The 18,608-nt window shown below is 73.0% G+C and carries 12 protein-coding genes; 7 read left to right on the top strand and 5 right to left on the bottom strand.

Translation table 11 applies throughout. The features are described from left to right. Nucleotides 1-493: 493 nt before the first annotated feature. The gene (locus tag ACZ5NH_RS17750; RefSeq protein WP_388622355.1) at nucleotides 494-1,045 is read right to left on the bottom strand and encodes a MarR family winged helix-turn-helix transcriptional regulator; all 552 of its coding nucleotides are present in this window, start codon (nucleotides 1,043-1,045) and stop codon (nucleotides 494-496) included. A 134-nt stretch (nucleotides 1,046-1,179) separates the two neighbouring features. On the opposite strand from ACZ5NH_RS17750, the gene ACZ5NH_RS17745 reads away from it, so the two are divergent. Continuing rightward, complete coding sequence (locus tag ACZ5NH_RS17745; RefSeq protein ID WP_468776217.1) at nucleotides 1,180-2,445, top strand: MFS transporter; 1,266 nt, start codon at nucleotides 1,180-1,182, stop codon at nucleotides 2,443-2,445. 57 nt (nucleotides 2,446-2,502) lie between these two features. Here ACZ5NH_RS17745 and ACZ5NH_RS17740 read toward each other — a convergent pair whose 3' ends face one another. Both ACZ5NH_RS17740 and ACZ5NH_RS17735 read right to left on the bottom strand, forming a co-directional pair. Then, entirely contained in the window at nucleotides 2,503-4,149 is a 1,647-nt protein-coding gene (locus ACZ5NH_RS17740; RefSeq protein WP_468776162.1) for an ATP-binding SpoIIE family protein phosphatase, read from the bottom strand. 131 nt (nucleotides 4,150-4,280) lie between these two features. Then, nucleotides 4,281-5,660 (bottom strand): NAD(P)/FAD-dependent oxidoreductase, encoded by a 1,380-nt coding sequence (locus tag ACZ5NH_RS17735; protein ID WP_468776160.1) that lies wholly within the window; start codon nucleotides 5,658-5,660, stop codon nucleotides 4,281-4,283. Between the two features lie 375 nt (nucleotides 5,661-6,035). Between ACZ5NH_RS17735 and ACZ5NH_RS17730 the strand changes: the two genes are divergently transcribed. Together ACZ5NH_RS17730 and ACZ5NH_RS17725 are read left to right on the top strand one after the other, a co-directional pair. Continuing rightward, on the top strand, nucleotides 6,036-6,803 hold the full coding sequence (locus tag ACZ5NH_RS17730) for a TetR/AcrR family transcriptional regulator (protein ID WP_468776158.1): 768 nt from the start codon (nucleotides 6,036-6,038) through the stop codon (nucleotides 6,801-6,803). A 90-nt stretch (nucleotides 6,804-6,893) separates the two neighbouring features. Beyond that, a complete protein-coding gene (locus tag ACZ5NH_RS17725) occupies nucleotides 6,894-7,259 on the top strand; it encodes a hypothetical protein (protein WP_468776156.1) in 366 nt (121 codons plus the stop codon). Between the two features lie 30 nt (nucleotides 7,260-7,289). Here ACZ5NH_RS17725 and ACZ5NH_RS17720 read toward each other — a convergent pair whose 3' ends face one another. Further along, nucleotides 7,290-10,631 carry an AfsR/SARP family transcriptional regulator gene (locus tag ACZ5NH_RS17720; protein ID WP_468776154.1) on the bottom strand — a complete coding sequence of 1,114 codons (3,342 nt, stop codon included), beginning with the start codon at nucleotides 10,629-10,631 and terminating at the stop codon, nucleotides 7,290-7,292. Between the two features lie 217 nt (nucleotides 10,632-10,848). After that, the gene (locus ACZ5NH_RS17715; protein WP_468776152.1) at nucleotides 10,849-12,924 is read right to left on the bottom strand and encodes an asparagine synthase-related protein; all 2,076 of its coding nucleotides are present in this window, start codon (nucleotides 12,922-12,924) and stop codon (nucleotides 10,849-10,851) included. A gap of 668 nt (nucleotides 12,925-13,592) precedes the next feature. Between ACZ5NH_RS17715 and ACZ5NH_RS17710 the strand changes: the two genes are divergently transcribed. From ACZ5NH_RS17710 to ACZ5NH_RS17695, 4 genes are all read left to right on the top strand, one after another. Then, nucleotides 13,593-15,017 (top strand): MFS transporter, encoded by a 1,425-nt coding sequence (locus ACZ5NH_RS17710; RefSeq protein WP_388622368.1) that lies wholly within the window; start codon nucleotides 13,593-13,595, stop codon nucleotides 15,015-15,017. Nucleotides 15,018-15,079: 62 nt separating this feature from the next. Continuing rightward, nucleotides 15,080-16,297: an L-2-hydroxyglutarate oxidase gene (gene lhgO, locus ACZ5NH_RS17705; protein ID WP_468776150.1), complete on the top strand. Its 1,218-nt coding sequence runs from the start codon at nucleotides 15,080-15,082 to the stop codon at nucleotides 16,295-16,297. Between the two features lie 57 nt (nucleotides 16,298-16,354). Further along, a complete protein-coding gene (gene trmB / locus ACZ5NH_RS17700) occupies nucleotides 16,355-17,179 on the top strand; it encodes a tRNA (guanosine(46)-N7)-methyltransferase TrmB (RefSeq protein ID WP_468776148.1) in 825 nt (274 codons plus the stop codon). Between the two features lie 42 nt (nucleotides 17,180-17,221). Continuing rightward, complete coding sequence (locus ACZ5NH_RS17695; protein ID WP_468776146.1) at nucleotides 17,222-18,547, top strand: PrsW family intramembrane metalloprotease; 1,326 nt, start codon at nucleotides 17,222-17,224, stop codon at nucleotides 18,545-18,547. Nucleotides 18,548-18,608 lie beyond the last annotated feature (61 nt).

Genomic DNA, 18,608 nt, shown 5'->3' with positions numbered 1-18,608 from the left:
TGATTTTTGGCACGCTGTTGAGTTCTCAAGGAACGGTCGCTTCCTTCGTACTCACCCTCTCGGGCTTTCCTCCGGGCGCTTCCCTTCGGTGTTTCCGACTCTATCAGACCTTTTCTCGATCCGATTTCCTCGGTGCTTTCCAGGTTCCCGCTCTCGCGTTTCCCTTTCCGGCGGTTCCGACTCTATCAGACCCTTTCGGCGTCTGACTCCCAGTCAGGGGGCTTGTCTTCCCGGCTGTTGGGCCGTTCCGACGTCTCAAACCTTAGCGGATCTGCTCGGCGATTCCCAATCGGGCCGCCGGGCTTCCATTCGAATTGAATTCGGGCACGCCGAAAACAACCCGTCCGGGAGATCGTGCTGATGATGTGAGGTGCCGCTCGGGGCGGCTGAGGCGCTGCCGGAGAACCGTTACGGCTCTGTGGCAACCCGAAGAACTTTACGGAACGGCCGGGGGGGGTGTCAACACCCCCTGTCAAGATCTTTTACGTGGGCCTCAGTCGAGGTCGCTGAGCCGACCGCCGGCGTCCGGCTGGGCGTGCTCCACCCTGCGCAGGAGCCTGGTCAGGACCTCGCCGAGCACCGAGCGCTCCGCCGGGGTGAGGTCCTGGAGCAGGTCCTCCTCGAAGACGGTGGCCAGGCGCATCGCCTCCAGCCACTTCTCGCGGCCCTCGGGTGTCAGCTCGACGATCACCCGGACGCGGTTGGACTCGTCGCGCTCCCGGGTGACGAGTCCCTCGGCGACCATGCGGTCGATCCGGTGGGTCATCGCGGCCGGCGTGAGGCCGAGGCGCTTGGCGAGGTCGCTGGGGCCCATGCGGTAGGGAGCACCGGAGAGGACGAGTGCCTTGAGCACCTCCCACTCTGCGTTGCTGATGCCGAGGGCGGAGGTCTGACGGCCGTAGGCGACGTTCATGCGGCGGTTGAGCCGGGACAGCGCCGACACGATCTTCTCGACCTGGGGGTCCAGGTCCTGGAACTCGCGCTGGTAGGCGGCGATCTGCTCTTCGAGCGTCGGCTCCGTGACGCCGGGGGCTGTGTCGGCCATGGGCGCAGTATCGCACGCGGGCGCTTTGCATCGAAGTCCTTCCATGTGTAGTCTTTAGCTTCGAACTTTAGCTTTGAAGTCTTCAGGCTTAACTAGTGAGAGAGGTGAACGTGACCAGGGCGATGGGCGCAGCGATGCGCCGGATCCACGTGGGCAACGCACTCAGCGCGTTCGGGCTCGGCTTCACCGTCCCGTACCTGTACGTCTATGTGGCGCAGGTGCGGGGTCTGGGAGCCATGACGGCGGGACTGGTGCTCGCCGTCTTCGCCGTGGCCGCGCTGATCGTGCTGCCGTTCGCCGGCAGGGCGATCGTGCGGCGCGGCCCACTGCCGGTCCTGCTCGCCGCCCTGGTCACCGCCGCGCTCGGTGCGCTGAGCCTGGGCCTCGCGGGCAACGCCACCGCCGTACTGCTGTCGGCCGCGGCGCTCGGTGCCGGTCAGGCCGTGATGCAGCCGGCGCTGGCGACGATGATCGTGGACTGCTCCACGGCGGACACGCGGTCGCGGGCGTTCGCGATGCAGTTCTTCCTGCAGAACCTGGGGCTCGGTACAGGCGGCCTGATCGGCGGTCATCTCGTCGACACCACGCGTGTGTCGTCGTTCACGCTGCTGTTCGCGATCGAGGCGGCGATGTTCCTGCTGCTGGTCGTGGTGATGGCGACCGTGCGGATGCCGCACTCGCCGCGGATCGAGGACGCCCCGGCACGCTCGGCGCAGGGCAGCTGGAAGCGGCTGCTCGGGAACCGGGCCATGGTGCAGCTGTGTGTGCTGGGCTTTGTGCTGTTCTTCGCCTGCTACGGCCAGTTCGAGTCCGGGCTGAGCGCGTACGGCGTCGAGGCTGCCGGGATATCCACCTCCGCGCTGGGGACGGCCCTGGCCGCGAACACGCTGATGATCGTGGTCGCCCAGTTCGCCGTGCTGAAGTTCGTGGAGCGCCGGCGGCGGTCCCGGGTCATCGCCGGTGTCGGTCTGATCTGGGCCGTGGCCTGGCTGGCCGCCGGGTATGCGGGGCTGGGGCACGGCAGCCAGGAGATGGCGACGGCAGCATTTGTCTCGACGTACGCGCTGTTCGGGCTGGGTGAGGCGATGCTGTCGCCGACGGTCGCTCCGCTGGTCGCCGACCTTGCCCCGGAGGGGATGGCCGGGCAGTACAACTCGGCGTTCGCGCTGGTCAAGCAGTTGGCGCTGGCCCTGGGTCCGGCAGTGGGCGGGCCGCTGGGTGCCTCGCTGCCCGCGCCGTACATCGTGACGTTTCTGCTGTTCTCGCTGGGGATCACGGTGCTGGCGGTGCGGCTCGGGAGGCAGCTCACCCCACTGCAGGACCGGCCTTGGCTAGCTCGCGGGACCCGGGTGGTTGCCCGAGGTGGGGCGCCTGCGGAGCCGGTGGCCGCGGAGGCGTAAGACACCGCGCCCACCCGTGCCGCCCCTAGCGGCACGACTGCCCGCAGCTACGCGGCGCTATCCCCTCGGCAGTACGAACTCGCACCACACCGCCTTCCCGCCGCCCGGTGTCCTCCGGCAGCCCCAGTTCGACGCGATGGTCGCCACGATGGCGATGCCCCGGCCGGACTCGTCGCCGGGTTCGGCGCGGCGGCGGCGGGGGAGGTGATCGTCGCCGTCCGTCACCTCGATGATCAGGCGGCGGTCGGTGCGGCGGAGCCGCAGGCGCATGGGCGGAGTGCCGTGCTGGAGCGAGTTGGCGACCAGCTCGCTCGCGGCGAGGACACCGAGATCGTGCAGCTCGGCCGGGAAGCGCCAGCTCGTCAGCACGCCGGAGGCGAACGCACGGGCGCGCGGAGCCGCCTCGACGCCGCCGAGGAGTTCCAGGGCCGCGTTGCGGAAGAGGTCGCCGTCGGGGCCCGTACGGGCGGGGTGCTGGAGGACGAGGACGGCCACGTCGTCGTCGTGGTCGGCGGTGACGCCGGCCGAGCGGACCAGGCGGTCGCAGACGACCTGGGGGGTGCCGGTCGCGCCGGCGAGGGCGCCTTCGAGTGCGGCGATGCCCTCGTCGATGTCCTCGTCACGGCGTTCGACCAGGCCGTCCGTGTACAGGACGGCCGTGGAGCCCGGGCCGAGGGTGATGGAGCCGGAGGCGTGCACCCAGCCGCCGGTGCCGAGCGGCGGGCCGGTGGGCTCGTCGGCGCGGGAGACGGTGCCGTTCTCGTCGCGGACCAGGATCGGGAGATGGCCTGCCGAGGCGTAGACCAGCCTGCCCTCGTTCGGGTCGTGGACGGCGTAGACGCAGGTGGCGATCTGGTTGGCGTCGATCTCGGTGGCCAGGCCGTCCAGCAGCTGGAGCACCTCGTGCGGGGGGAGGTCCAGGCGGGCGTAGGCCCGGACGGCCGTACGCAACTGGCCCATGACCGCCGCTGCCCGCACACCCCGGCCCATCACGTCGCCGATCACCAGGGCCGTGCGGCCGCCGCCGAGGGTGATCACGTCGTACCAGTCGCCGCCGACCGCGGCCTCGGTGCCGCCGGGCTGGTAGGTGGCGGCGATGCGCAGGTCGTCGGGTTGTTCCAGTTCCTGCGGGAGCAGGGAGCGCTGGAGGGTCACGGCCGTCTCGCGCTGGCGGCGCTCGCTGGCGCGGAGCCGCTCCGCCGCCTCGGCGTGGTCGGTGACGTCGGTGGCGAAGACGAGCACGCCGCCGTCGAGGTCGCCGTGCTCGTCGACCGGGGTGCAGGTGAAGGTGTACGAGCGGCCGTCCACGGCCTTGCGGGACTTCAGGGTGCGGGGCTTGCCGCTGCGCAGCACCTGGTCGAGGAGCGGGAGCAGGCCCAGTTCGGAGAGTTCGGGCAGCGCCTCGCGGGCGGGCGTGCCCAGGGGCCGTACGCCGAAGGCCGCCACGTAGGCGTCGTTGACGTATGCGATGCGGTGGTCGGGGCCGTGCACGAGGGCGACCAGGGCCGGGACGCGGTCGAGGACGTCGCGCGTGGGCAGTTCGTCGACGGCGGGCACCGGGGTCGTGCCATCAATCCGCTGTCCGGCGCGGGCCGCGGGCACGGAGCCTTCCCCCCGCCGGTCCGGGGAGACCGGGGTCTCGGTCCGCGCGGCGGCGCGGCGCTGCGTTCCGGGGAGCCGGGCGCTCCAGCGCGTGAAGTTCACTTGGGAAGAAGCCTCGTGGGTGCTGAGGGCGGGTGGGTGGCCCGTCCGCGGACGTGGGGCAGTCTGGCAGGGGGCGAGCCGCGGCGACATCCGTCAGACGCCTGGGCGGGCCGGGGAGTTCCTGGGTCCGGTCAGGACGACCCCTTCGGGTCGTCCGAGGGGCTGTGAGGAGGCTTTCCACCGGCAGCGAGTTCGAACTCCGCTCGCGGATGTTCGAGCGAACCGAGCGAGACGATTTCCCTCTTGAAGAGCCCGGCGAGGGTCCATTCCGCCAGAACACGGGCCTTTCGGTTGAGGGTGGGCACCCTGCTTAGGTGGTAGACGCGGTGCATGAACCAGGCAGGGTAGCCCTTCAGCCTGCGCCCGTAGACCTGGGCGACGCCCTTGTGCAGGCCGAGGGAGGCGACCGAGCCGACGTAGTCGTGGGCGTACGTCTCCAGTGGCTCGCCGCGCAGTGCGTGGGCGATGTTGTCGCCCAGGGTCCGGGCCTGGCGGACGGCGTGCTGGGCGTTGGGGGCGGTCTCGGTGCCGGGTTCGGCGGCGGTGACGTCGGGTACGGCCGCCGCGTCCCCGGCCGCCCAGGCGTGTTCCGTGCCGTCGACGGTCAGCTGGGCGGTGCACTTGAGCCGGCCGCGCGCGGTGAGCGGCAGGTCGGTGGCGGCGAGCAGGGGGCTGGGCTTGACGCCGGCGGTCCACACGACCGTACGGGTCGGGAAGCGCTGGCCGTCGCTGAGTACGGCGACGCGGTCGGCGCAGGAGTCCAGCCGGGTTTCGAGAAGGACCTGGATGTTGCGGCGGCGCAGCTGGGTGACGGTGTACCGGCCCATCTCCTCGCCGACCTCGGGGAGGATGCGGTCGGAGGCCTCCACGAGGATCCACTTCATGTCCTCGGGGCGGACGTTGTGGTAGTAGCGCGCGGCGTAGCGGGCCATGTCCTCCAGCTCGGCGAGCGCCTCCACGCCCGCGTAGCCGCCGCCGACGAAGACGAAGGTGAGGGCGGCGTCGCGGATCGCGGGGTCGCGGGTGGAGGAGGCGATGTCCATCTGCTCGATCACGTGGTTGCGCAGGCCGATGGCCTCTTCGACGGTCCTGAAGCCGATGCCGTACTCGGCGAGGCCGGGGATGGGCAGCGTGCGGGAGATCGAGCCGGGGGCCAGCACGAGCTCGTCGTAACCGAGGAGTTCGGCCGGTTTTCCCTCCTCGGCGGTGGCGAGCGTGTGGACGACGGCGGTGCGCACCGCGTGGTCGATGGACGTGACCTCGCCGACGACGACACGGCACTGGTCCAGGACCCGGCGCAGCGGTACGACGACATGGCGGGGGGAGATCGAGCCCGCGGCCGCTTCGGGAAGGAACGGCTGGTACGTCATGTAGGGGTCGGGAGTGACGACGGTGATGTCGACGTCCCCCCGCCTGAGCTCGCCCTTCAGCTTCCGCTGCAGACGCAGTGCCGTGTACATCCCGACGTAGCCGCCGCCGACAACCAGAATGCGCGCACGTTCCTTCACCATCCCATGACGCACCCGGCGCTGTCGTTTGTCCACAGCCCCGGCAATTTGTGTGACCGGCGGCCGGGTGTGCGCGGGGCCGGGCGCGCTGTCGGGGCGGGATGAAACGGGCCAGGTCAGCGGGGCCGGGCGAGGGGGAGAGAAGGTGAGGAAACGGGACGTACGAGACCCGTACTCCGATCGAGGGGCGCACTGTGCGGAACCTGCCCCTTCTGAATTGACTCTCTCTCAACTATGTTCGTGTGTCGACGGGGTGTAGGGAATGTGGTCGAACGGGTGCCGCGACGGGCGGACCCGGTCGAGAACGACGTCAGTTCCACGCACTTCGGATCAGTTGCGGGGAGTCTCCGGGGGGAGACGTCATTACCGGGGGAACACATGCATGTTCAGGACACGCATTGGTCATCCGCGGCAGCCATCGCACCCAATGGCGGGGCAATGAGCGCGGCGGTGGGCAACGGACGCGCGGAGGGGTCGCGTACGGCCCCGCTGCGGGTGGACGCACAGCGCAATCTGGAGCACGTGCTGCGTGCGGCGCGTGAGGTCTTCGGCGAGTCGGGGTACGGCGCGCCGATGGAGGACGTGGCCCGGCGGGCCCGGGTGGGTGTCGGCACGGTGTACCGGCGCTTTCCCAGCAAGGACGTGCTGGTCCGGCGGATAGCCGAGGAGGAGACCGCGCGGCTGACCGAGCAGGCGCGGGCCGCGCTCGGACAGGAGGACGAGCCGTGGTCGGCGCTGTCCCGGTTCCTCCGGACGTCCGTGGCGTCGGGAGCGGGGCGGTTGCTGCCGCCGCAGGTCCTGAGGGTCGGCTCCGCCGCCTCGGCCGAGTCGGGTGGGTCCGGCGTGGCGTCCACCGAGGACGCTCGGGTGCCGCAACAGCGGGTGCAGCCGGCGGCCGGTGAGCTTCGGCTGGTGCCCGGGGAGGCCTCCGACGACAGCGGGGTCGGGGCGTTGCTCGATGTGGTCGGGCAGTTGGTCGAGCGGGCTCGGGCGGCCGGTGAGCTGCGGGCGGATGTGTCCGTGGGGGATGTGCTGCTGGTGATCGCCACGGCGGCGCCGTCCCTGCCGGATGCCGCGCAGCAGGCGGCGGCAAGTGCGCGGTTGCTGGACATTTTGCTGGAGGGGTTGCGGTCGCGTCCCGCGTAGGGGGGCGTCCCCGCCGCCGTCGGCGGCGGGGGGTGGGTGCCTTGCAGGCGGTTCGGGTGGGTGGCCCTGTGGTCTTCGGCCTGATGGTGCGTGGGGGCGATCGCGCAGTTCCTCGCGCCCCTGGGCAAGCCGCCGGACCGCCTGCCCTCTCGGCGCATCTCGCCGACGGCGGGTGCCGCCGCGGTGGCAACCGGGTCGTCGTCCGGCGGGGCCGGTGGTGCGGGCGGTGCCGCGGCGTCGGAGGCGGTCGGGGCGCCGGTGAAGGCGGGGATCGCGGCCGGTGTGGTCGCGGTGGCCGCCGCCGCGGTGGCACTGGCCCTGGTGAACGACAGCCGTCCGCCGGCGAAGGACGTCGCCAAGCCGTCGCCGTCCGCGTCGGTCGTACGGCCGCACAGCAACGTCTTCGACCAGGCGGCGCTCGCGGACTGGGCGGAGTCCCGGCTCACCTGCCGGTAGGCCGGAGGGCCGGGAGAGCGGCGGTGGTCGTCATCGGCCGTGCTCGACGGACGCCTCCGCCACGCCGAGCTCCCGCAGTACGCCGGACACGCCGAGGGACGCGCCCCGGGCGCGCTCGGCCGCGTACCGCTCGGGCGGCAGGGCCGCGCGGGCTTCGGACTGCACCCGGGCGGCCTCGCTGCACTCCGGCTCGGGACGCGGATTGCCGTCGCGCCAGTGGTCCGCGGCGGCGAACAGCCGGACCGCGCCCGCCAGATCGCGGCACCGGGCCCGCAGACCGGCCGCGATGTCCACCAGCCCCGCCATGATCGACTCGGCGCACCGCTGGGCCACGGCCACGCGGAGCGCCTCGGTGATGAGCGGCAGCCCGTGCGCGGGGCCCGACTCGGCGGCGGCGAGGAGCGCCTCGACGCTGCGCAGGGCCGCCTCGAACTGCGGTGGCGGGGTGCCGCCGCGGGCCGTGGCGCGCGTCTCCTCGTACAGCTCGCGGGCACGGGCGGGCTGCCCGTCGTACAGGGCGATATGGGCGCGCAGCAGCAGCACGAAGGCGCGCGCCTCCGACACCGCGTACCGGTCGGCGGCCGCTCCCGCCTCCTCCAGGGCGGCCAGCGCGGTCTTCGGGTCGCCGGAGCGGTAGGAGATCTCGGCGAGCCGGGCGAGCAGGAACGGCGACTCGGCGTAGGCCCCCACCTCGTAGGCCAGACGCAGTGCTTCCTCGTACTCACCGCGTGCCTCGGCGAACCTGCCGCGGGCCATGGCCGCCTCGCCGGCCGCGCTGCACACCTGGGCCCGCATCCAGCGGTCCCCGACGCGCCGGCTGAGCGTCCGCAGCTCGGCCAGGTCCTCGTCCACGCCCCGCAGGTTGCCAGGGGAGTCGACGATCACATGGGTGCGGAACATCAGGGAGACGCCGATCTCCCAGTCGCCGCCGTACGCCCGGCAGTTGGCCACGGCCGCGGCCAGGTCCGGGCCGACGTCCGCCGGGCCGCCCAGGTAGTAGGCGGTCATCGGCCACACGATGCCCGGTAGCCGGGCGGCCTGGGGACCGCCGGGCTCGTATGCGGCACGGACGCGCGCGATGTACTCCGGGGCGCGCGGGTCGGCCGCGAGGTGCTCGGTGCTCGATTCGGAGGTCAGGAACAGATCGAGCATCCGCACGTCCATCCGCAGCTCCCGCAGCGGATGCCCGGCCTCGCCGTCGGGCACGGCGAGGAAGGCGCCCACGGGGTCGGCCGACTCCGTCAGGGACATCAGGTCGGGGGCGGCACCGAGGGGTTCCGGGGTCGCCGGGCTCGCCAGGGCGTCCAGGGCCACGCCCAGGCGGAGGACCAGACGGACCCAGGCGATCGCCTCCTGGCGGTGGTTGCGGAGCCACCAGAACCAGCAGATGGCCAGGACGATCGCGGCCGCCTCCGGCTCGTCGCCGGCGCGCACGGAGCGGTCCAGGGCGGCCCGGATGTTGTCCAGCTCGGACTCCAGGCGGGAGATCCAGGGCAGTTGGTCCCCCGAGCGCAGGCGCGGCTCGGCCTCCTCCACCAGCGCCCGCACCCACGCGCGATGCCGGCGCTCGGCGGCGGCGCGCAGTCCGGGGACCTCGGCCGCGCGCTCGGTGGCGTACTCGTGGATGGTCTCCAGCATGCGGTAGCGCATGCCGCCGGAGCCGTCGGGACCGCTGGGCGCGGCCACGACGAGGGACTTGTCGACGAGGGCGCCGATCAGGTCGGCCGCCGGGCCGGTGCACACGGCCTCGGCCGCCGCGAGGTCCCAGCCGCCGGCGAACACCGACACCTCGCGCAGCACCGTGCGCTCGCGTTCGTCCAGCAGGTCCCAGGACCAGTCGACGACCGCACGCAGGGTCTGCTGACGGGGCAGGACCGTGCGGCTTCCGGAGGTGAGCAGGCGGAAGCGGTCGTCGAGCCGGTCGGCGATCTGCCGCGGGGTCAGCAGTCTGAGCCGGGCCGCGGCCAGCTCGATGGCGAGCGGCAGCCCGTCCAGGCGGCGGCAGATCTCCGCCACGGCCCCGGTGTCGGCGAGCGCCGCTTCGGCGTCGGGACGGGCGGCCTTCGCGCGCTCGGCGAACAGGCGGTGCGCCTGCTCCGGGACGAGGGGCTCGACCGGGCGCACCGACTCACCGGGGACGCCTAGGGGTTCACGGCTGGTCGCGAGGACCGTGAGCCCCGGGCAGTGGGTGAGGAGGGTCTCGGCGAGGGCGGCGGCTGCGCCGATGACGTGTTCGCAGTTGTCAAGGATCAGGAGTTGGCTGCGCGGGGCGCAGTACTCGATCAGCAGGGCGACGGGGTCGGTCTGGGGGGTCGCCAGCTCGTTCGTCAGCAGCACGGTCTCGCGCAGACCGAGCGCGCTGACCACCGCGCCGGGCACCGCCTCCGGATGGTCGAGCGGGGCCAGCTCGACCAGCCATGCCTGGGGGAGCCCTGCGGCGGCCTCCTCGGCGAGGCGGGTCTTTCCCGAGCCGCCCGGTCCGGTGAGCGTGACCAGGCGGGCCCTGTGCAAGTCGGAACGAATGGCTTCGAGTTCTGGTTCCCGCCCGACGAAGGACGTCAGACGGGGGCGGAGATTGCCGGTCCGCTCGGGCGGTCGAGCGGGGGTCGGCGGCATCGGTGGGTTGGGTGACTTCGATGGCTGCGGCTGTGGTTCCTGCTGCCTGAGCAACGACGCGTGCAGGGCTTGGAGTTCCCGGCCCGGGTCGGTGCCGAGGGTGTCGGCGAGGGTGCGGCGGGCGGACTCGTACGCGGCGAGTGCGGCGGCGGGGTGGCCGGTGTCGCGCAGGGCGCGGATGAGCAGGGCGTGCAGGGGCTCGTCCAGCGGGTGGGCCGTGGTGAGTTCCGTCAGCTCCGGTACGACGTCCGGGGCGCGGCCGAGGTCGAGGGCGGCGGCGGCCCGGGCGCGGGTGGCCGCCAGGCGCAGGGCCTCCGGGCGGGTGGCGGCGGTGCGGTCGGGGAGGTCGGCGAGGGCGGGGCCGTGCCAGAGGGCGAGGGCCTCGGTGAGGGTGCGGTGCGCGGTGGCCGGGTCACCGGTGGCGAGGGCCTTGGTGCCGGCGTCGACGAGGCGTTCGAAGACGTACAGGTCCACGTCGTCCTCGGTCGCTTCCAGGCGGTAGCCGCCCGGGGTGGAGGCGATGGTGTGTCGACCGAGGGTGCGGCGGAGGCGGCCGACGAGGGCCTGGAGGGCGGCGGGGGCGTCGCCCGGGTGGTCGTCGGCCCAGATCTCGTCGATGAGGGTTTCGGGGGTGGTGGTGCGGGCGGGGCGGAGGGCCAGGGCGGTGAGCAGTGTGCGGAGGCGTGGGCCGCCGACGGGTACGAGGGTGCCCTGGTCGTCCGCTGCTTGGGCCACGCCCAGGATTCTGTACCGCACCTGGACATTGTCGCGGTGGGCTGGGGGTGAGGCACGGGGGTTTCGTCAGCGGTGCCGCCGCGCCCACGCGTGCCGCCTGGGGTGCGCCCACGTAAGGGGCGCGGGGAACTGCGCGACCAGCCCCCACCGGCCGCGGCGGCGTACGGCGGGAGCCACCCCGCCCGGGTGCCAGGGGGCGGCAGCCCCCAGCAAGGCAGCAGGGCAGCACACCCGGCCTTCACGCGCCGGAGGCCAGCGCGCCCCTTCTCGGCTGGATCCCGGAGGGCACCGCACGCGCGCGTGCCGGTGTTCCCGTCCAGCATGTGCCCCGGCGGGAGAGGAGGCGGCGGAGCCAGAGCTCGAGGGAGACGAGGTCGGCGAGGCCGTCGAGGGGGAGGGTGTCACCGGCGGCGGCGTCGCGCAGGGCCTTGCGGATGACGCGGGCCTCCACCAGACCGGCGTCGGCCAGGAGAGGGGTGGCGAAGAGGTCCTGGAGGGGGTCGGCCGCCACCCGCAGGCCCGTGCGTGCGGCCGCCGCCGAGGAGGCGTGGGAGGGGGCGCCCCAGCCGGGCGGGAGGTCGGTGATGCCCGCGCCCTCCAGGACCGTACGGAGGATCGAGGAGCGGGCGCCCGGTTGGACGCGCAGGGCCTCGGGGAGGGCGCGGCAGGCGCGGACGACCTGGTTGTCGAGGAACGGCGCGTGCAGGCGCTGGGAGCGGATCTCGGCGGCCTGTTCCAGGACGCGCAGGTCGGCGGCGTGGCGGGCGAGGGCGGCACGCGCGCGATAATCGCCGGGGCGCTGGGCGCCGGTTGCCGAACGGTCGGCCTCCGCCTGCAGCAGAACCGATACTTCGGCCAGGGCCTCTCCGGTCAGCCAGCGGGCCGCCGGCCCGGGTCTTGCCCAGGTCAGCGCGGCGAGGGACGCGCCGACCGCTCCCCCGGGCTCGTCGAAGCGGCGCCGCATCAGCCGCTCGGCCAGCACCTCGAGGCCGGCCCGGTAGGGCGTGCGGGCGAGCCGGCGGGCGGCGCCGTACACGCGCGCGGGGACCATCACCGAACCGTCGGCCCTGGCGAGCGCGGCGACGGGCCGGACGAGGTGGCGCCGTTTGCGGTCCATCAGGAGGTCGGCGAGGCGGGCGGGGTGGGCGTCCAGGACCTGGCGGGCACCGTGGCCGGTGAAGTGGTCGGCGCTGCCGGCGGCGAGGCGGGCGCGGTGCCGGGCGGCGGTGACCAGCGAGGGGCCGGGTTCGTCGGTGAGGGGGCCGTCGAGCTCGGCGTAGGGCAGGGTCTCCTCGGCGCCGGTCACGACGACGTGGTGCAGGCGCGGATTGGCGGCCAGGGCGCCGGCGCGCTCCAGTTCGGCCTCGCGGCCGCCCACGGCCAGGTCGTTGAAGGTGACGGCGAGAAGCCGTTCGCCCGCGCCCGTGCCATGGCCGAGCAGCGTGCCGGGTCTGCCGGGCAGGCCTGCGGCAAGGAGCGCCAGGGTGCCGGAGGCGGGGCCGCCGGAGAGGTCGGCGCCGATGCCGGGCACGGGCATCCCGCGCCGGGCCCGCCGCTCGGCCGGACCCATGCCGGGGACCGGGCCGGGGTCGAGGTCGGGCACGTGCCGCGGGGCCGCCAACCGCGCGCGTACCGCCTCCACCAGGGCGTCCCGTACGGCGTCCACGGCGCGGTCGGGGTCGGCCGGGGCCGCGGCCACGGCGAGGGAGGCGACCGGCTCGTACCCGGCGATCTCGCGCACCCCCGCGCGCAGCACGAGCGCGTGTCCCGGCGGAACGCGCCGTACGCCCTCGTACGGGGTGGTGTCGCGCAGCGCCGCCGGTACGTCCGGGGCGGCGAGCAGGGCGGCCAGGTGGCCGAAGTCGAGGTTGGCCTCGATGAGGTCGGCGAGGGGCAGCGCGGCGGTGGCGTAGGCGGTGCCGCCGGCCCAGGGGGTGTGGAACACCGGGCGGGCGCCCGCGAGATCGCCGCAGACGGTGATGCGGCGGCCGACCTTGACGACGGCCGTGTAGCTGCCGGGCCAGGCGGTCAGATGGCGCAGTGCGCCCCCGCGCGCGGTGAACAGGCCGCGCCGCAGCTCCTCGTCGGAGGCGCCGCAGATGCCGAGGACCGCGATGCGGTTGTCCGCGTCGGCCTTCACCACGCGCACCTCGTCCGGGCGCCAGTCGCCGACGGCCCACAGCGGATCCGGGTCGCCCCACAGGAGTTGGGAGCCGACCGGGTGCAGGGTCTCGCCGTCGTAACCGGTGGCGCCCGCGGAGCCGATCCCGGCGATACCCGCGGCGGTGCTGCTCCAACCCACCAACCACCGCATCGACGCCTCCACAGGCTGTGGACAACAGTGCACCGTACGAACCGGATCCCCATGCTGCCATGAGAGGCGCGTGGTGGAAGGTCAGCGGCACCGGCTTCGATCGAGGGAAATGCCCGGCGGGCCTGCGGGCGGTGCGACTCGAATGCGCCCCCTGTACGCTCCCCCAAAACGCCCTTCACGCCCTCAAGTTGCATGGTCGGAGCCCATGTCAACCGCGACAGGCGGGGGCGATTTTCAGCCAAATACGCTGAGCGAAGCTGGATTTGAGCACGCTCCGTACAGGCCTGCGGAAAGCGCGGCGGCGCGGACATGCGCACAGTCCGGGAGGCGGGCATCGCCTCCCGGACCGGTCCGCCACCCGCGGGGATGAAGGTGGCGGTGTCCCCCAGCCCACTGGATCCAGTACAGCGGGCCGACCCACGCAAGAGCCATGGAACCGCTCCCCCGGTGGCCGGAGAAGAGCGCACGGACGGGCGCACGGCCACACGGGCGGGGGCACGAGGCGACTGGCCGTGCACGGTGCGTACAGGGCCGCACTTCCGTACGGACCACAATCCCGCCATCCGGAAGAATGCCCCTTAACGCTTGGGATGCGGCGAACTACGCTGGGTTTACGAATGCCGCATGGTTATGCCAGCGCGGCAGCCGTCTGTGTCGAGGGGTGGCGCATGTCCAGGGAGCAACGCGGGCCGAACGAAAAGCTCGGCGCCGTTCTCGCCCTCGCGGGAATCAGCAACGCAGGACTCGCCAGGCGCGTCAACGACCTCGGGGCGCAACGCGGGTTGACTCTTCGCTACGACAAGACCTCCGTGGCGCGCTGGGTGTCGAAGGGGATGGTGCCGCAGGGCGCGGCGCCGCACCTCATCGCGGCCGCCATCGGCCAGAAGCTCGGCCGTCCGGTGCCGCTCCACGAGATCGGCCTGGCGGACGCGGATCCGGCGCCCGAAGTGGGCCTCGCCTTCCCCAGAGACGTCGGACAGGCGGTGAAGTCGGCGACGGAGCTGTACCGTCTCGACCTCGCCGGGCGCCGGGCCGGCTCCGGCGGCATCTGGCAGTCGCTCGCCGGATCGTTCGCAGTGAGCGCATACGCAACGCCCGCCTCACGCTGGCTGATAACCCCCGCCGACAGCTCGGTCGCGCGGGAGGCGGGCTCCGCCGAGGGCTCCGGCGCACCGATCAAAGTCGGCCACAGCGATGTGCAGAAGCTGCGGGAGGCCGCCGAGGACGCCCGGCGCTGGGACTCCAAGTACGGGGGCGGGGACTGGCGTTCCTCGATGGTGCCGGAGTGCCTGCGGGTGGAGGCGGCGCCGCTGCTGCTCGGCGCCTACTCCGACGAAGTGGGCCGCGCGCTCTTCGGGGCGTCCGCCGAACTCACCCGGCTCGCCGGGTGGATGGCCTTCGACACCGGCCAGCAGGAGGCCGCGCAGCGGTACTACATCCAGGCGCTGCGGCTCGCGCGCGCGGCGGCGGACGTCCCGCTGGGGGGCTATGTCCTGGCCTCGATGTCGCTGCAGGCGACCTATCGCGGGTTCGGTGACGAGGGGGTCGATCTGGCGCAGGCCGCGCTGGAGCGCAACCGCGGGCTGGCGACCGCGCGCACGATGAGTTTCTTCCGGCTGGTGGAGGCGCGGGCACACGCGCGTGCGGGGGATGCGCAGGCGGCGGGTGCGGCGCTGAAGGCGGCGGAGGGTTGGCTGGAGCGGTCGCGGGAGGGCGACAACGATCCTTCTTGGCTTGGTTTCTATGGATATGACCGTTTCGCTGCTGATGCGGCCGAGTGCTACCGGGATCTGAAGGCCCCGCGGCAGGTGCGGAGGTTCACGGAACAGGCCCTGTCCAAGCCGACCGAGGAGTTCGTGCGGTCGCACGGGCTGCGGCTGGTCGTCTCGGCCGTCGCCGAGCTGGAGTCCGGGAACCTCGACGCCGCCTGCGAGCAGGGAGTGCGGGCCGTGGAGGTGGCCGGTCGGATCTCGTCGGCGCGCACGACCGAGTATGTGAAGGACCTCCTGCACCGGCTGGAGCCGTACGGGGACGAGCCGAGGGTGGTGGAGCTGCGGGAGCGGGCTCGCCCGCTGCTGATGGCCCCGGCCTGAGAACCCGCACCGGCCGCGTTTGAAGGCGTTGTCAGTGGCGCAGTGCACTATCGAGGTGGGAGGTGGTGCAGGTGCCGGTCGGGGCGTACGACTGTGATGTGCTCGTGGTCGGCGGGGGGATCGTCGGGCTGTCCACGGCGTACGCGATCACGCGGGCCGCGCCGGGTACGGCGGTCACCGTGCTGGAGAAGGAGCCGGGGCCGGCCCGGCACCAGACGGGGCGCAACAGCGGGGTCATCCACAGCGGGATCTACTACCGGCCGGGCTCCCTCAAGGCGAGGTACGCGGTGCGGGGCGCCGCCGAGATGGTGAAGTTCTGCGCCGAGTACGGCATCGCGCACGCCGTCACCGGCAAGCTGATCGTCGCCACGGACCGGGAGGAGCTGCCCCGGCTGCACGCGCTCGTGCAGCGCGGCCGGGAGAACGGCATTCCGGTGCGGGAGCTGGGATCCGCCCAGATCGGTGAGTACGAGCCCGAGGTGCGCGGGCTGGCGGCGATACACGTCGGCACCACCGGGGTGTGCGACTTCGTGGGGGTCGCCCGGCAGCTGGCGCGGGGCTCGGGCGCGGAGATCCGGTACGGGGCGCGGGTCGTACGGGTGGACCGGCGGCCGGAGCGGGGCGTGGCCGTGCTCACCTCGGGCGGAGACGTCGTACGCGCGCGCGTGCTGGTGAACTGCGCCGGGCTGTACTGCGACGAGCTGGCGCGGCTGACCGGGGACGAGCCCGAGGTGCGGATCGTGCCGTTCCGCGGGGAGTACTACGAGCTGGCGCGGCCGGAGCTGGTGCGCGGGCTGGTGTATCCGGTGCCGGATCCGGCCTTCCCCTTCCTCGGGGTCCATCTGACCCGGGGCATCGACGGAGGCGTGCACATCGGCCCCAACGCGGTGCCGGCCCTGGCCCGGGAGGGGTACGGCTGGGGGGTCGTACGCCCCCGGGAGCTGGCCGGGACCATGGCGTGGCCGGGGTCGTGGGCGATCGCCCGGCGGCACTGGAGATACGGCGCGGGGGAGCTGCACCGCTCGCTGTCCAAGGGGGCGTTCCTGGAGGCGGTGCGCAGACTGCTGCCCGGAGCGGAGTCGGACGACCTGGTGCGGGCCCCCGCCGGGGTGCGGGCGCAGGCGGTGCTGCGGGACGGGACGCTGGTGGACGACTTCTTGATCAAGGAGGGGGCTCGTGCCGTGCATGTGCTGAACGCGCCCTCGCCCGCGGCGACCGCTTCCCTGCTGATCGGGCGGGAGGTGGGGCGCCGGGTGCTGGACATGCTCGGTTCGCTGTAGTGGCCGTCCCGGGCGCCGGTCCGTTCGTCAGTGCCGGGCCGTAAAATCTGTCCTACTGTGTCTGACTTCCTCAACGCCCCCGAAGCCCCCTCGCCGGCCACCCACACCCCCGGCGTGTCCGTCCGGCACACCCGGGCCAAGGGGGAGCCACGCTTTCCGGACGGTCCCAAGGCCGATCCCGCCGGGTCGCACTTCGAGCGGCGGATCCGGAGTTTCCAGCCGCGGCGCAGCCGGGTGACCGCCGGGCAGGCGGACGCCCTGCAGCGGCTGTGGCCCAAGTGGGGGCTGGACATCGACGGGCAGCAGGTCATCGACCTCGGCGAGCTGTTCGGGAACGAACGGCCCGTCGTCCTGGAGATCGGGTTCGGGATGGGCGAGGCCACCGCGCAGATGGCCGCCGCCGACCCGGACACCAACATCCTCGCCGTCGACGTGCACACCCCGGGCCAGGGCAATCTGCTGGCTCTCGCCGACCGGAACGGGCTGTCCCACGTCCGCGTGGGCAACGGCGACGCGATCATCCTGCTCCGCGAGATGCTCACCCCCGACTCGCTCGACGGGCTGCGGGTCTACTTCCCGGACCCCTGGCCCAAGAAGCGGCACCACAAGCGGCGGCTCATCCAGCCCGAGTTCCTGACGCTCGCCGCGACCCGGCTGAAGCCCGGAGCGATCGTGCACTGCGCGACCGACTGGGAGCCGTACGCCGAGCAGATGCTCGAGGTGCTCAGCGCCCATCCCGACTTCGAGAACACGCAGGCGGGCGGCGGTTTCGCCACGCGCCCCGAGTTCCGGCCGCTGACCCGTTTCGAGGGGCAGGGACTGGACAAGGGACATGTGGTGAACGATCTGCTCTTCCGTCGCGTACCGCATCCGGGCCGGTAAACCGCTCCAGCCCCGCGTCCCGACACCGTTAGGGTCGATGCCGTGGCCACCAGTCCTCCGTTTCCGACGTATCCCCCGGGCCCGCACAGCCCCGTGCTGCTCCGCCATCCGCACTGGTGGCAGCGCAGGTGGGTGCGGTACGGAGCACTGATCACACTGCTCGCGCTGTCCGGTCTCGTCATCCTCGCGCTGGTGCGCAGGCAGACCGGCACCGAGGGATTCCTCGTCGGGCTCGGTCTCGCCGTGCTGCCCGTGCCCTGGCTGATAGCCGCCTTCCGGTGGCTGGACCGGGTGGAGCCGGGGCCCTGGCGGAACCTGGTCTTCGCCTTCGCCTGGGGGGCGTGCGCGGCGGCGCTGATAGCCATCGTCGCCAACAGCTTCGCGACCAAGTGGATAGCCACCGCCACCGCCGATCCGGCCGGTGCCGACACCCTGGGCGCCACCGTGATCGCGCCCATCGTGGAGGAGTCCGCCAAGGCCGCCGCCGTCCTGCTCGTCTTTCTCTTCCGCAGACGTGACTTCACCGGGGTCGTCGACGGGGTGGTGATAGCGGGCATCACCGCCACCGGGTTCGCGTTCACCGAGAACATCCTCTACCTGGGTACGGCCTTCGGCGCCGACCAGGTCAGCGGCGGCCCCGGCATCGCCTCCGTCACCGCCGCCACCTTCTTCGTGCGCATCGTGATGTCCCCGTTCGCGCACCCCCTGTTCACCACCCTCACCGGCCTCGGCTTCGGCTTCGCCGCGTTCTCCGCCGAGCGGCAGCGCGCCCGGCGGGTGCTGCTGCCGCTCGGCGGTCTGCTGCTCGCGATGAGCATGCACGCCTTCTGGAACGGCTCCTCCACCTTCGGCGAGTTCGGGTTCTTCGCCGTCTACGGCGGATTCATGGTGCCTGTGTTCGGGCTGCTGACCTGGCTCGCGATCTGGACCCGGCAGCGGGAGCTGCGGACCGTGCGGGCGGAGCTGGCGGCGTATGTGCTGGCCGGGTGGCTGGGGCCGGCCGAGCCGCTCGCGCTCGGGTCGATGCGGGCGCGGCGGACGGCCCGTGACTACGCCCGGCACCACGGTGGCCGGCCGGCGGCGCGGGCGGTGGCCCAGTACGAGGCGTACGCCACCTCGCTCGCCTTCCTGCGGCACCGGGGACGCAAGGGGAAGGCAGGGGCCGACTTCGTCCTACGGGAGCGGGAGCTGCTGGACGAGCTGTGGCAGCGGAGGGAAGCGGCCCGGCCGGCGTTGGAGTACGCCGCGCGAGTTGCTCCGCAGGTTCGGCCGATGTACGCGGCGCCCGTGCCGGCGCCTACGGCGTATGGGCCGGGTTACGGCTATCCGGCGGTGCCCTACTCCGCTTACAACCCGTACCAGTACTAGCCGGTCGGGTGGCGGAGGGTTCGGCACCGCCGGAATCCGCCGTCGTGGCTGAGCGCCGTCG

This window comes from Streptomyces sp. NPDC031426 (assembly GCF_055581585.1).
Note: the sequence above shows the minus strand (reverse complement) of the source record. Positions and strands in the feature narration are given on the sequence as shown.

What these genes read in the sequence shown, in the direction of transcription:
- ACZ5NH_RS17750 (WP_388622355.1), bottom strand. Translation starts at nt 1,045, where the DNA reads ATGGCCGACACAGCCCCCGGCGTCACGGAGCCGACGCTCGAAGAGCAG.
- ACZ5NH_RS17745 (WP_468776217.1), top strand. Translation starts at nt 1,180, where the DNA reads ATGCGCCGGATCCACGTGGGCAACGCACTCAGCGCGTTCGGGCTCGGC.
- ACZ5NH_RS17735 (WP_468776160.1), bottom strand. Translation starts at nt 5,660, where the DNA reads ATGGTGAAGGAACGTGCGCGCATTCTGGTTGTCGGCGGCGGCTACGTC.
- ACZ5NH_RS17730 (WP_468776158.1), top strand. Translation starts at nt 6,036, where the DNA reads ATGCATGTTCAGGACACGCATTGGTCATCCGCGGCAGCCATCGCACCC.
- ACZ5NH_RS17715 (WP_468776152.1), bottom strand. Translation starts at nt 12,924, where the DNA reads ATGCGGTGGTTGGTGGGTTGGAGCAGCACCGCCGCGGGTATCGCCGGG.
- ACZ5NH_RS17710 (WP_388622368.1), top strand. Translation starts at nt 13,593, where the DNA reads ATGTCCAGGGAGCAACGCGGGCCGAACGAAAAGCTCGGCGCCGTTCTC.